This window comes from Slackia sp. (genome assembly GCF_977041755.1).
In genome coordinates, this window is sequence record NZ_CDRRGL010000002.1 from 1 (window position 1) to 12,809 (window position 12,809).

12 protein-coding genes are annotated in these 12,809 nt (G+C 60.9%); 6 read left to right on the forward strand and 6 right to left on the reverse strand.

What is annotated here, in order from left to right; translation table 11 throughout:
• On the forward strand, nt 1-194 hold a 194-nt coding region (locus ACWI8T_RS00275; RefSeq protein ID WP_449137501.1), incomplete at its 5' end, for a hypothetical protein.
• A 59-nt stretch (nt 195-253) separates the two neighbouring features.
• Here the strand turns inward: ACWI8T_RS00275 and ACWI8T_RS00280 are convergent.
• Nucleotides 254-1,705, reverse strand: a complete 1,452-nt coding sequence (locus ACWI8T_RS00280; RefSeq protein WP_449137502.1) for a response regulator transcription factor — start codon at nt 1,703-1,705, stop codon at nt 254-256.
• A 356-nt stretch (nt 1,706-2,061) separates the two neighbouring features.
• On the opposite strand from ACWI8T_RS00280, the gene ACWI8T_RS00285 reads away from it, so the two are divergent.
• The gene (locus tag ACWI8T_RS00285) at nt 2,062-3,705 is read left to right on the forward strand and encodes an FAD-binding protein (RefSeq protein WP_449137503.1); all 1,644 of its coding nucleotides are present in this window, start codon (nt 2,062-2,064) and stop codon (nt 3,703-3,705) included.
• 31 nt (nt 3,706-3,736) lie between these two features.
• Nucleotides 3,737-4,465 carry a cytochrome c3 family protein gene (locus ACWI8T_RS00290; RefSeq protein WP_449137504.1) on the forward strand — a complete coding sequence of 243 codons (729 nt, stop codon included), beginning with the start codon at nt 3,737-3,739 and terminating at the stop codon, nt 4,463-4,465.
• Between the two features lie 278 nt (nt 4,466-4,743).
• On the opposite strand, the gene ACWI8T_RS00295 is transcribed toward ACWI8T_RS00290, so the two are convergent.
• The 5 genes from ACWI8T_RS00295 to ACWI8T_RS00315 all read right to left on the reverse strand — a co-directional run bounded on the left by ACWI8T_RS00295 (nt 4,744) and on the right by ACWI8T_RS00315 (nt 9,012).
• Nucleotides 4,744-5,160: a hypothetical protein gene (locus ACWI8T_RS00295; RefSeq protein WP_449137505.1), complete on the reverse strand. Its 417-nt coding sequence runs from the start codon at nt 5,158-5,160 to the stop codon at nt 4,744-4,746.
• A gap of 323 nt (nt 5,161-5,483) precedes the next feature.
• Nucleotides 5,484-6,551, reverse strand: a complete 1,068-nt coding sequence (ruvB, locus tag ACWI8T_RS00300; protein WP_449137544.1) for a Holliday junction branch migration DNA helicase RuvB — start codon at nt 6,549-6,551, stop codon at nt 5,484-5,486.
• A gap of 39 nt (nt 6,552-6,590) precedes the next feature.
• A complete protein-coding gene (gene ruvA / locus ACWI8T_RS00305) occupies nt 6,591-7,187 on the reverse strand; it encodes a Holliday junction branch migration protein RuvA (RefSeq protein ID WP_449137506.1) in 597 nt (198 codons plus the stop codon).
• A gap of 188 nt (nt 7,188-7,375) precedes the next feature.
• Nucleotides 7,376-7,855 (reverse strand): hypothetical protein, encoded by a 480-nt coding sequence (locus tag ACWI8T_RS00310; protein WP_449137507.1) that lies wholly within the window; start codon nt 7,853-7,855, stop codon nt 7,376-7,378.
• A 269-nt stretch (nt 7,856-8,124) separates the two neighbouring features.
• Nucleotides 8,125-9,012, reverse strand: a complete 888-nt coding sequence (locus tag ACWI8T_RS00315) for a metallophosphoesterase (protein ID WP_449137508.1) — start codon at nt 9,010-9,012, stop codon at nt 8,125-8,127.
• Between the two features lie 1,633 nt (nt 9,013-10,645).
• Between ACWI8T_RS00315 and ACWI8T_RS00320 the strand changes: the two genes are divergently transcribed.
• Genes ACWI8T_RS00320 through ACWI8T_RS00330 form a run of 3 tightly spaced genes read left to right on the forward strand, consistent with a single transcriptional unit; the run spans nt 10,646 to nt 12,808 of the window.
• Nucleotides 10,646-11,368 carry a hypothetical protein gene (locus ACWI8T_RS00320; protein WP_337493187.1) on the forward strand — a complete coding sequence of 241 codons (723 nt, stop codon included), beginning with the start codon at nt 10,646-10,648 and terminating at the stop codon, nt 11,366-11,368.
• 3 nt (nt 11,369-11,371) lie between these two features.
• Entirely contained in the window at nt 11,372-11,824 is a 453-nt protein-coding gene (locus ACWI8T_RS00325; protein WP_281668268.1) for a hypothetical protein, read from the forward strand.
• A 3-nt stretch (nt 11,825-11,827) separates the two neighbouring features.
• Nucleotides 11,828-12,808 carry a hypothetical protein gene (locus ACWI8T_RS00330; RefSeq protein WP_449137509.1) on the forward strand — a complete coding sequence of 327 codons (981 nt, stop codon included), beginning with the start codon at nt 11,828-11,830 and terminating at the stop codon, nt 12,806-12,808.
• Nucleotide 12,809 lies beyond the last annotated feature (1 nt).

Below are 12,809 nucleotides of genomic sequence, written 5' to 3' on the forward strand. Positions count from 1 at the left end.
CCCAGATTGCTCTGGGTCCACCAAAACCTGCCCCACCGTTTACGATGGAACAAAACGCTTCCATCGTCCACGACGGCACGGGTGCCATTCGGTCTTACTTCGGCGATTGTTATCATTTTAGTGAGAATGCGCGGCATTTCTTTATGAATTTTGAAAACTTGCAATTCGCCCGCGAACTGTTGACGTGCGGTTAAAAAAGCGTCGAGCGAACGCCCGCGCACCGCCCCGGCAACCTCGCGTCCGTGCGCCGCCGCTATCGCTCGACCAAATCGAGCAGCTCCTGCTTGCTGTGCACGTCGAGCTTCGTGTAAATATGGCGCGCGTGGCCCTTCACCGTGTTTTCGGTAAGGTAGAGCGTCTCGGCGATGTAGGCCTTCGTGCGTCCTTTCACCAAAAGCTGCATCACCTCCAGCTCGCGCGGGGTTAGGCCATGCTCCTCGCCAACAACGCGGCAGCGATCGTCGAGGCTCGCGAAATCGACCGGAGCGCTCGCGCGCTCGCCCGACAGCTCCGCGAAAATCCACTTCGTATCTTGGTCGCGCAGCTCCAAGCAAAACGCCGCCACAATAAGCAGCACGAACATAAGCGCAAGCGCGGTGGGCGCATCGAGCGAGCCCATTGGCGCGAAGCTCGCCACAACCGAACCAACAGTGAACGGCGCCGTGTAACACGCCCAGCCTACGCCGAACACAAGCGGCGTGGGCATCGTCGAGTGCCTCGCGATATCGGCCAGAGAAAGCCACGTGAACAGCACCACCAGGTCCCACACGCTGCTTTCAACGCAACGCAGCAACGTGACCTGGGGAAACGCCGCCTGGCAAAGCATGTCGGCAGCAAGCGCCAAAAGCGCTATGCGCCAAAGTTCCGAAAAATTGAACGACTTGTTCAGCCTCAAAACCAAGAACAGCACAATGCCCGAAATAGCGATTTCGACAACGCGAGCCATAAGGAAATCGGCCGCGGGAACAGCGCTTTGGTTTCCCGAGAAGCGCGCGATAAGAAACGCCGTCACGAAACTGAACGCGGCAATGGCCGCACCCACTTTCCAAAGGCCGCGAATATTGTGCGATTCGAACACGACTTCGGGTTCTTTCGTCGCTGCGGCACCCGATTCCAAGTGGGAAAGCGCCACGCGGCACAACACGACCGACGCAATGGGCAGCGCCGCCGCTATAACCCATTCAAGCGGCCCGGGGCTGAAATGGCCAAGCGCTTTGAGCACCGAGCCCGCGATGTTCGCCGCGAACAAGCAGCCGACCGCCTCGCGACAGCCAATGCGCGCGTAGAACAGTCCCCATTGCAAATACAGCCATCCCAACGCGCACGCGCACGCGATGGAGGAAAGCGCCTGCAACGCATCCATGCCGGGCATGGCGAACGATATCGCCAACACAACCGAAGCGATGCACCCAACGCTCGCCGCAACAGCGCCCGCGCGCTTCGATTCCAACACCGCCGGGTGCTTGCTCGCAGAAAAACCGAGCACCACAACCACCACGGAAAGCACGGCATACGACAACTGCCACGAAGTTTGCTGGCCGGGAACGCCCCCGCCCGCCGCGTTCACGAAAAAGGCCCACGCAAGCGTACACGCGATGCCGATATACGAAACGCTGCGCCCGCCGCTCGTGCAAGAGCGCACGCGGCTCGAGGCAGTTTCCTTATGCTTACCACGCGGCTCGTGGTCCAGTTGTCGTTCAACCATAACTCCTCCTTCCGTGCGACATGCTACCACGCTCGCCGTAGCCCCTGCGCGAGACATATATTGAGCTTACCTATCTGAACAGGCAAAACGATAAATAACCCCTTTCGGGTTGCACGCATTCCGCGGTATTTTCGCCAAAAAACAACCCCCTTCGGACGGCGCGCGCACCGCGCCAGGCGCCTAGGATTCCGAGATGTCAAACGACGTTCGATACGTCGGCGAGCATGGAGGCCTCCACGGGAAGCGCGTAGGAGCTCGTCGGGTTTCGCGCGACGAAACCGGGTCGCAGCGCTGCGCGAAAAGCGAGCAGCGCACGAAAGGAAGCGCGACCCACAGGTCCCCTGAAGGAGGAAACGATGGACCTCAACGAAAGCTTGAATTTGAACGCGAGCCGCCGCAACTTCATCAAGGCCGCCGGCGCAACCGTGTTCGCAGGCGCTGCCGCCGCCATGCTGGGCGGCTGCTCTGCCAAAGGCCACGCGGAAAACAAGAACAACGCCGCAAATTCCGTCGATGAAATCGAATGGGACGAAGAGACCGACGTGCTCATCGTTGGCGGCGGCCTTGCCGGCCAGGCGGCGGCTGCCACCGTGGCAACCGAAGGCAACGGCGCGAAGGCCCTGCTGCTCGAAAAGGGCGCTATGACGCTCGGCCAGGGAGACAGCCCGTTTTCCGCCGGCCGCGTGCTGTGGACCGACGACGAGCATGCCGAAGGCCTCCGCCAGTATCTCTATGAGCTGCGTGGCGAGATGGACAACACGCCCGACGCCGTGCTCGACGCATTCGCCGAAGGCATCCACGAGAACCGCACCTGGATCGAGAGCCTGCCCGATTTCAACGCCGACGACGTGAATTTCAGCGAACACTTCCAGAAGGGCTCCGGCGAAACCTGCTACCCCGAATACGCCGAGCTTCCGCACGGCTACAACCTTGGCGTGCTCCATTTCAAGGGCGAAGAATTCGACCACGTGATCAAGTTCGTGAACCACGCGTTCGCCAACAACGACAACATCACCCACAAGCTGAACGCTCCGCTTACGGCCCTGGTGCAGGACCCGAGCACCAAAGCAGTGCTCGGCGGCGTGTACACCTACGAAGGCAAAACCGTCTACGTGAAAGCGAACAAGGGCGTCATCATGACCTGCGGCGGCTTCGAGAACAACCCGCAGATGCGCGGCGACTACCTGTCGGGCACCACGGCTCGCTGCATCGCCGGCCGCATGAACACGGGCGACGGCCACTACATCTGCAGCCGCATTGGCGCCGACATGTGGCACATGAACAGCTGCGCGGGCTTCTGGACGAGCGTTTCGCCAATCGAGGGCGAAGACGTCACCATGCGCACTCCGAAACAGTTCGGCATCACCGTTGCCGTGAACGGCCGCCGCTTCTTCATGGACTGGGACAGCGACCACGAGCACGACTGGGACGTCATCGACCAGAACCCGCTGTCGATCAACGTTGGCAGCCGCCACGGCCACATGCAGTTCGGCGGCGAATGGCCGCACCTGCCCATGCCGAAAACCACGTGGTACATCCTCGACGACGATGGCTATAAGAAGATGATGGCCTACGAAACGGCCCCGAACTTCGAGCCCTCGAGCGACGGCTACGGCTTCCGCGCCAACTCCATCGCCGAACTCGCTGAAGCCGCCGGCCTGCCCGCCGGCGAGCTCACGCGCACGGTCGATTTGTGGAACCAGTACTGCGAAGCGGGCGAAGATCCCGCGTTCCACCGCCCCGCATGGACGCTCACGCCCATCAAGAAAGCCCCGTTCCACGCGTGCCACTGCTCCACGACCCTGCTTAACACCGACGGCGGCCCGCGCCGCAACGAGCGCGCCCAGATCATCGACCTGAACGGCGAGCCCATTCCCAACCTGTATTCGGCTGGCGAATTCGGCAGCGTGTGGTGCGACATGTACAACGGCGGCGGCAACCTGGGCGAATGCTGCGCGTTCGGTCGCATCGCCGTTCGCAACGTGCTGGGCATCGCCTAAGCGGCATCGAGCCTAAGATAAGGATTACATCATGAGCAATTCCGAAGAAAAGCTCGACGCAATCGAGACCGAAACCGCCGCGGAAGAAACCGCGACCGAACCCGACCAGGCCGAGCGTGCATCGAAGCGCAAACGTCGCAGCATCGTCGCCGGCGTTGTGGCAGCCGTTGTTGTGGCGGCCGCCGCGGGCCTTATGGTATGGCACGAACAGCCGAGCTTCTGCGCGGCCATTTGCCACGACCCCATGGACCCGTATTTGCCGACGTACGAAGCGACACCTGGCGAATCGGGCACCGATAAATGGGGCAACGAAGTTGCCGATTCTTCCTCGATGCTCGCCGCCGTGCACGGCCAGGTTGGCAAAACCTGCATGGATTGCCACGTTCCCCAGCTGGGCGAACAGGTGACCGAGGGCATGGAATGGGTTTCCGGAAACTACGACAGCCCGCTGGGCGAGCGCACCGTAACGCAGCTCGTTGAGGCGCGCGGCCTGGAGAATTCCGACGAGTTCTGCATGAACGACACGTGCCACACCTTCTCGCGCGAAGATCTGCAGAAAAAGACGGAATGGATGGGCGCCGTGAACCCGCACTCCGACCGCCACGGCGAGCAGAAATGCAGCACGTGTCACAAGGCACATCGCGCGTCGGTGATGTATTGCACCGAGTGCCACACCGACGCCGTCGTGCCCGATGGCTGGCTGACCTATCAGGAAAGCCAAGATTTGGTCGACGCGGCACAGCTGCCCGAAGCCAAATAACACCGCGGCGCCCGAGCGCTACCCGGGCGGCACCTGAGCACATCGTCTGGCTTGCCCCCAGACGGCGCTTCAACATGCCGTCTTGAACAACCCCGACGTCGCCTGAACACGCTCCTCGGGTTGCCCGTAGGCGGCATCCCTCCTAGTTCGCCACCCGCGAGCAACCCGAGCGGCGCCCCTTTCAACAACTCTCTTTATTTCCCCTTATGAGCCGCCCGCAGCTTCCTCCTCTTCTTTCGCTGTGGGCGGCGGCCCCTTTTTCTATGGGCGGGCGAGAACTACTCCTCGCCCGTGATGCCGTCGACTTCGAGCATCTCGTCGAAATCGTCCATCACGGGAATCTCGCCCGCCTCAGGTGCATCGATGCCGTATGCCGCGGCCAGCGCGCAAGCCTGGTCGAATCGCAGCTGGGCCGCCTGCTGTTTGCCGGCTTGCTCAAGGTAATACGACTCGAGGGCCATGCCGCGCACCAAATACTCGACCACATGCGGGTCGGTTCCCGAAACGCTCAGAATGCCCGCGAAGCTTTCGGGCGCCAGGCCCAGCACCACATTCGCATCCATTTCGAGCGCATTCGCGATAGCGTCTTCCACCGATTCGGCTTTCGCATCGGGATCGTCGTCTTTCTCGACCGTGCGACGCATCGCCTCGACGAATTGCCAAATCAAACGCATAAGGTAGTCTTGCTGAAACATCTATGCTTCTCCGTTCTGCCGAACGGAGAAACCGCTCGACGCTGCGCACGGGCTGCACGGACGCCTTCGCCCGCAATCGTCGCTCGCGCACCTAAGTACGCTTCGCTCCTCTTTTGGGCGAATTCGCTCCGCGAATCTCGCGCTCGCTGACCCTTAGCTCATGACCAAGCTCATCCCCGCCACGCTTTCGCGCAGCATGGGCAGTTTTCGCCGTTCGGCAGAACGGCGAAACAGCATGCTCGCTGGCTTTTGGCGCATACCCGAGCGTATACCCAAGCTCCATACATTTGGCGCATGCATTTGGGCATGCCTAGGCTCATTCGCTATTCCGCCCCGGGCATCTTCAGCCCCAGGTGATCAAACGCTCTCGCCGTTGCTTGGCGGCCCTTGGGCGTGCGCATAATAAGTCCTTGCTGAATAAGGAACGGCTCGTACACGTCTTCCACCGTGCCCGGGTCTTCCGAAAGCGCCGACGCAAGCGTGGTAAGGCCCACAGGACGCCCCGCGAATGAATCGCACAGAAGCTCGAGGATTTTATTGTCAAGGCCATCGAGCCCGAGCGAGTCGACCTCGAAGAAGCTCAGCGCTGCCGCCGCGGTATCTTCGTCGATATCGCCGTTGCCGCGCACCTGCGCCCAGTCGCGCACGCGCTTGAGCAGGCGATTCGCCAAACGCGGCGTACCGCGGCTGCGGCGCGCGATTTCAATGGCGCCTTCTTCGTCGACCGCCACATCCAAAATGCCCGCCGAGCGCTTTACGATGTCGGCCAGCTCTTCGGGGGTGTAATAATCCAGGCGGAACACAATGCCGAAGCGATCGCGCAAAGGCCCGGTAAGCAAACCCGTACGCGTGGTTGCGCCGATAAGTGTGAAGTGCGGCAAATCGAGGCGGATGCTTCGAGCAGCCGGCCCCTTTCCCACCACAATATCGAGCACGCAATCTTCCAGCGCGGGATAGAGTACTTCTTCCACCTGACGATTCAGGCGATGAATCTCGTCGATGAACAGCACGTCGCCCTCTTCGAGATTCGTCAAAATAGCCGCCAAATCGCCCGGACGAGCAATGGCCGGGCCGCTCGTGGTGCGAATATTCGCGCCCAGCTCGTTGGCGACAACCGTAGCGAGCGTGGTTTTGCCCAAGCCCGGAGGGCCACTGAACAGCACGTGGTCCATGCATTCGCCGCGCTGTTTGGCCGCCTGAATAAGAATAGACAGACTGTCTTTCACGCGCGTTTGGCCCAGATAATCGTCCAGGTATTTCGGTCGAAGCGAGCGATCGAGCGCCAAATCGTCTTCGGTGAGGTCGCTCGAAACCACGCGCTCGCGCGGCGTTTGCTGCGCGAAGCCCGCGCCGCCCGCCGCCGAGCCGCCCGAAGACGCCTCGAACACCATGCCCTCTATTTGAATGCCTTCAGCCACGAATTACTTCCTTTACCCCACCGAGCCAAGTCGCTTCAAAGCATACTGCAACAGCGCGCCCTCGGTATTCAGTTCCTCGGGAGCGCCCTTCAGCGCCAAATCGGCCTCGGCCAGCGTGAAGCCCATGGCAAGCAGGCCGTCGCGCGCGCCCTGCAAGCGCTCGGTTGCCGCTGCCGTCGCGGCGCTGAACAGGTCTTGTTCGCCCGCCTGCGCCAAATTGCCTTTCAATTCCAGAATAAGGCGCTGCGCAGTTTTCTTGCCCACGCCCGGAATGGTCGACACGGCCTTCACATCTTCCGACTGAATGGCAGAAATAAGCTCGGCCGGCTTGAATGTGGAAAGCGCCGCAAGGGCCGCCTTCGGGCCAATGCCCGACACGCCAATAAGGCGCAGGAACAACGCATGCTCTTCCTGGGACAAAAAACCATACAGCGTCATGGCGTCTTCGCGCACGGCAAGATGCGTGAACAGCGCCACGTCGGCGCCCGACTCGGGAAGTTTCACAATGTCGGTCGCGGGCATGTACACGGCGAAGCCGACGCCGTTCACGTCGACGAAGGCTACATCGGCGCTTCGGCCGGCCATCGTGCCTTTCAGGAATGCAATCATCGGCAACCTCTCACAAGCGACAAGCGGCGAGAACCGCGCGTGCCACGAATCAATCTACAAACGTCTGTTCGCAAATATACCATAGCGGCACAAACAAAAACGTGCAGTCGCCGCTCTTTTTGCGACAACTGCACGTTTTACCCTCAAAGCGAAAAACATCGACGGAGAAAGGGCGCACGAGTTTCTTCCTATTGCACGGCGCGAGCCTCGCCATCGACGCCGAGCTGAGCATCGAAGCGCTCGCCCTTATCTTCAACCACAACCGATTCAACGCTCGAGACGTCGCCGCCAGCCACACGATATTCGGTAAGGCACAAATCCATGGTTTCCATGTCGCTTGCCGGCTTCTTCAAACGCACGACCAGCGTGGCGCCTTCCTGGGTTATGGCCTCGATTTCCTTTCCCGGAATCGAGCCACCCGAAAGCTGCAGCTGGATCCACTCGCCTTGCGGCTTCCAGCCATTGCCCGGCATGGCGACAATCGCGCCACCGGAAACCTCCATGCACAACACGGGCAGGTCGGCGTCTTCTTCCCACGTCCACGCGGAGCCGCTCGCGTCCTGCTTTGTGCGGCCAAGCATCGTCGCAGCCACAGAACCGCACGCCGCCGCAGCAACGGCGCCACACGCCACCGCCACGAATGTACGCCTTGTCATATGCTTCGCCATTGCCGCCTCCCTTTCGCCCGATTTTCGCTGAGCTGTTCGTTGCTCGCATTGTCCCATACGAGCGCCTCGTGCGTCGAGAAACGAAGCGGGAACGCATGCGACAAGCGAGAAGCAAAAACGAGCACGATTGAGCGAAGTGAGGGGCTTTCCGCACTTGCCTCGTCAGCAAATTTATTCTGTAAATATCAATGAATTTCCTTATGAGAAGCTTATGGCTTTCGACCATGGTCTTCTTCGAAAACGAAAGGAACCGCCCAACATTACGCCGCCTAGCGCGCTTCCCAATACCGCCTGCACGCTTCGGCAAACGAGCCCTCGCCCGGGAACGGCACTGCGCGCGCTTCAGGCGCTTCGTCGACGCCATCTGGCTCGCCTGACAAACCCAGGTCGCACGAATCGCTTGACTCGCCCGGCTCGTCAACAAGAAGCATCGATCCGTCGCCGATGGGCGAGCCGTAGCTCATGAGCGACATAGTATCGCATGCCCACAGGGGGTCGCGACCTGCCGTCATCCAACCGCTAGCATAGTTCTCCACACGCTCGACCGGCGAATGACCCACAATTTGCGGTACGCCGGGCAACGCATCGTCGAGCATATCGCGCAAATCGGCCCACAAAGGCCCCGGCAGCGACCAGCCCCCACGCGACGGCGGACAGCTGTCCAAATCGCCCCAATGCGACGAATCGGCAAGCATCTCGTTCAAGCGCTGAGCGATTGCCGACGCATCGGCAGACGCATCGGCAGACGCATCGGGCAGAAACCGCTTCGCCCACACCCCCGTCACACCGGCATGCGAGCACAAATACGGTCCAACTGCACAGGCGACCTTTGCCTGCAGGGCATCTTCCAGAATCGTTCGCAGATTACGCATGATGGACATGATCGAGCCCGGGCCACGCTTGCCACGCACGTAGCAAAAATCGTGGTTGCCCAGCAGCACGTCGATTCGCATGCCGCGCCCGCGATGCTCGCGAACCCATTTTGCATAAAACTCCATAGCGTTTAGCTCATCGGCTTCGTTCGCGCCCCAGTCATCGCACGCGTCCCCCAAAAATACGACACGCCCAATTTCTGCATCACCAGCCAGCATCCCATCGATACGGGGCAGCACAAATTGCTGCTTCAAATGCAAATCGCCCACAACCAGCGTTTTCATGAGCCCACCTCGTATTCCAAGCGCAATTCGCGCACCCACGTCGGCAAAACTTCGATTTCAAAAAGCATCGGCAGCAACGAGCCCGGCCACACTCTGCTCAATTTCGGCCATAGCGTGTCCAACGAGGCAATGCCCATGCAAATAGCAGGACCCAGCAATCGCACGAATCCCCTGCACATTGTTTTGCCAACATGCCTGCGCCCATTCAGAACGACCATTCGAAACCGCCCTGCTACACAGGCGGCTGCGCAAGCGATTGAGCCCGCCAAGCTTTTACTCTTATCTGAAAGACGCGGCCCAATTTCACGTGTCGGCAACATCAAGCCTCGTGTGGGCATGAGTATACTCCTTGCGAGCATACAAATAACGATTCCACGAGCGCATCGCCGCCGATTATCGAGCATCCTTAAAACCCATTCGAGAAGGCGCAAATCACCGCGATATTTTAGCTATCAAACGAACGGCCTTCCCCACTTGGCACATGGGATCCGGACCCACATCGTCGCCACCCGGCAGAAAACAACGCGGAAGAAACGCCCCGCAAAGAAATCAAAACCGGCAGAAAATGCCACAATGGGGCCTCCCTGCAGAGAAATCGTTCTGAATTGTCAGAAAACGCCGCAAGGGGGCCTCTTTTTAGGCTCCCCATGACGAGCAATCCGATACTGCGACCGCAAAACCGCAGGTCGCAAATATCTTCAACGCCGAATTCCCCATTTCGTCCAAACAACATGCCTGCAATGAGGCCCCCTTGTGGCATTTCCTGGCAGAAACGACCCAACAAGACGCAACGCAAGGTTTGAACGGAAGGTCGACAATCCGTTTACCAGGCCACAGACGGCACGCGCATCATTTCACCCGCCAGACCGCAACCAGAGCCGACCCGCGCACCAAATCGCAAGCGGCACGAGCTACGTTTCCGCGCACCCAGGCCCTAAGCATCTCGACCGCAAGGCCGCGCCAGCACAGCCAGCATTTCGAACACCAGGCATTTCCCACATCGCCCACCAGGCCGCAAGCGGCACGCCGACGCCACGCCCGCTAAGCTGCTAGCCGCATACCCAACTCCATGTCCACTAAACCTCCAATGCCTCTCCCACCAGGCCTTTCGCATTTTCCAGAAAAAGCAGCCGCCCTTTTCCATGTAGAGGGCAAGACGCGCAAACGGCGGCGCGTCCGAAACGCATCCCCCGCCGGAAAAGGAGCCCGCCATGGTCGAGCAAACATTTGAATGCAGCAACTGTTACGAGGTTTTCAACAAGGAACACACCACCGAGGTGCTGTGGACCCAATGCCCCCGCTGCGGAGGCAGAGCATATCCGTACTAGGCCACAATGAGACGGGGCGAGCAGAAGCGACCCAAAGCCAGGCACGCAACGCACATCGGCCGCCGAAGATGAACGAGGCCGAGCCTGCAACGCACCCGACGGCATACTTCCCCACTCGCCCCACCTGCCCCACGCCGCCTCGTCGGAATAGAGCGCGAAGCACGGCCCCGCGACAACGCAACCGTGCTTTACCCGCCGGCCAAGGCGGCGTTGGTTTTCCAGAAAAACCATCCGCCGTTTTCCATGTAGAAGGCGAAACGCGAAAGCGGCCCACCCAACAAGCACCCGCCGGAAAGGAGCGCGCCATGAGCAAAGTCAAAAAACCAACGTCGATCACGACAATCAAGGAGTGCGAAGAGGCCCTGGAGTGGATCGACCTCGAGCTCGACAAGCTCGACCGCAACATACGCATCACAAGCAGGGCGATTTTCTCGCCGAAGAAGTGGACCACCGCCATTAGCGGCATCCTGTGGTCGAAACAGGTCAAACAGAAAACCTCCGACCACGTTTGCAACTCGCCCTTCCTCTCGAAGCTCGAGGGTTCCGCGCGCAGCGACCAGAGCCTCCAGGAAATCCAGCTGAGCCGCGTCATGAACACGGCGAAAGAGGTTCAAGCCGTGTGCGAGGAAACCTGCAGCCGCCTCAGCGGCGCGGCCAACGAAGCCCGAGCCGCGGTTGACCAGCCCGTCCATGTGGACGACCGCAACATCTCGGCGCTGCCCGAGGCCGACCGCGAGGCCATCAAACAGCACGACAAGGCCGTTCAGGTGGCAAAACGCGAAGCGGCCGCGCGCCAGGTCGAAAGCGAGCTTTCCGCCTGGACCGCCATGCAGACGCGCGCGAACCGCATGGTGAACCGCACATCGGAAGCGCTCGAAGCGCGCCACGCCTTCACCGCCTGCAACTACGAAGTGCTCAGCGACACGCACCTCAAATGGGCCGCGCGCCGCGGAAACGTGCAGCCGCCCTACAACCTGGTCGGTGTGCTGGGCACGCGCAACGTCGACGTCATCGAGAAGGAGGGCTAGGAAATGAACCTGTTCCGCAAAAAGACCACCCTGCCTGAAGGCCCTGCCCGCATGTCGGTTTCGCCTTCCGCCTCGAAGAAGGAAATCGGCAACCCGGCCGCGAGCATCGGCCTCGTCATTCCCGAAGCGCCCAACTATGACGAGGAACGCGGCCGCCAGCTCGCGCGTTCCGACAGCTACGCGACGTTCTTCAAAACTGGCGTGGGCCTGTTCTACCACGAAACCGCCTGCACGGCCGAAAAGCACCTCGCGGAAATCGAGGAGGCGCTCACTCGCTACACCGAAACGATGGAGTCCACCTATCGCGCAGCCGTTCGCAGCCAGATCATCCAGGCCGAACAGCGCCTGGAGCGCATCACCCCGAAACGCGCAGCCCGCCAAGCTCGTCAAGCCCGCCAAGCCCGCCAAACCAGTCAGACACGCGCGCCTCGCGCAACCCTCGAGACGAAGGAGTAGGCCATGAACAAAGTCACGAGCACCGCACTGCTTGGTATGTTGGCGCTGGCCAACGCAGGCCTCGACTATTCAGCCGTGTGCGTCTTCCTCGACGTTGACCCGTTCGGCACCTTCAGTCCGAACAACTTCTTCGCCAGGCTCGTAGCCATCGCCCAAAGCCTTTTGCTCATCATTCTGCCTTGGGTCGCGTCGGAGAAAATCGCCGCAGGCGAGAAGGGCCCCGCCGCGTGCGCGATCATCGGATCGCTTTTCGTGGCCATGGCCGGTGCCTTCCTGCGTGCGACCACCGAAGCGGCCTCGACCACGACGAGCGTCTCGGGCGAGGTCGTTTCCGGCCTCTCGATCGACGGCATGGCGTTTGTCCTGATTATGGCGGGCATCGCGCTTGGTGAAGCCATCGCCGCCTTCCTTATTAAGAGTCTCGACATTCGCGCAGAAGCCGAAGCCCTGCAGGCCGAAATCGAGCGCATGCGCATCATCGAGAACCACATCGACGAAGACATCGCCACCGCCGCCCGCGTCGCGCTCGCCGCCGGACGCCAGAGCATCGCCGCGGCGAAGGGTTCGTGCGAGCAGGTGTTCCAGCAACTCGTCGCGAAATCGGACGACAGCCACAACTGCTTCATCGGCTTCGTGGACGAAATCGAGGCCCAGCGCAAGGCGGAACGCGAGCAATTCGCCAAGCTTTCCACGGAATTCGACGCGCGCATCGCAAAGAAATACCCCAACGCGATTGCCGCCGAGCAGAAAGCCCCCACAGCCGAAGCCGCAGCGACGAATGAGGCAGCGGCCAACAGCCCTGGCAAGGGCGGCGACGCGGCGGCCGACGTTGACGCTGCGGCCGCCAACCCGACCGGCACCGCTGCCGACGCCGAAATCGGGGGCGACGCCAGCGAGGCCGCAGTCGACCCCGACGCAGCCGCCACCCCCAACGACATCGGCGACACTGAAAACACCGCCTCTGACCAGGCAAAAGCAGCGTAAA

What these genes read in the sequence shown, in the direction of transcription:
- ACWI8T_RS00310 (WP_449137507.1), bottom strand. Translation starts at nt 7,855, where the DNA reads ATGGCGAAGCATATGACAAGGCGTACATTCGTGGCGGTGGCGTGTGGC.
- ACWI8T_RS00315 (WP_449137508.1), bottom strand. Translation starts at nt 9,012, where the DNA reads ATGAAAACGCTGGTTGTGGGCGATTTGCATTTGAAGCAGCAATTTGTG.
- ACWI8T_RS00290 (WP_449137504.1), top strand. Translation starts at nt 3,737, where the DNA reads ATGAGCAATTCCGAAGAAAAGCTCGACGCAATCGAGACCGAAACCGCC.
- ACWI8T_RS00325 (WP_281668268.1), top strand. Translation starts at nt 11,372, where the DNA reads ATGAACCTGTTCCGCAAAAAGACCACCCTGCCTGAAGGCCCTGCCCGC.
- ruvA (WP_449137506.1), bottom strand. Translation starts at nt 7,187, where the DNA reads ATGATTGCATTCCTGAAAGGCACGATGGCCGGCCGAAGCGCCGATGTA.
- ACWI8T_RS00295 (WP_449137505.1), bottom strand. Translation starts at nt 5,160, where the DNA reads ATGTTTCAGCAAGACTACCTTATGCGTTTGATTTGGCAATTCGTCGAG.
- ACWI8T_RS00280 (WP_449137502.1), bottom strand. Translation starts at nt 1,705, where the DNA reads ATGGTTGAACGACAACTGGACCACGAGCCGCGTGGTAAGCATAAGGAA.
- ruvB (WP_449137544.1), bottom strand. Translation starts at nt 6,551, where the DNA reads ATGGTGTTCGAGGCGTCTTCGGGCGGCTCGGCGGCGGGCGGCGCGGGC.
- ACWI8T_RS00330 (WP_449137509.1), top strand. Translation starts at nt 11,828, where the DNA reads ATGAACAAAGTCACGAGCACCGCACTGCTTGGTATGTTGGCGCTGGCC.
- ACWI8T_RS00320 (WP_337493187.1), top strand. Translation starts at nt 10,646, where the DNA reads ATGAGCAAAGTCAAAAAACCAACGTCGATCACGACAATCAAGGAGTGC.
- ACWI8T_RS00285 (WP_449137503.1), top strand. Translation starts at nt 2,062, where the DNA reads ATGGACCTCAACGAAAGCTTGAATTTGAACGCGAGCCGCCGCAACTTC.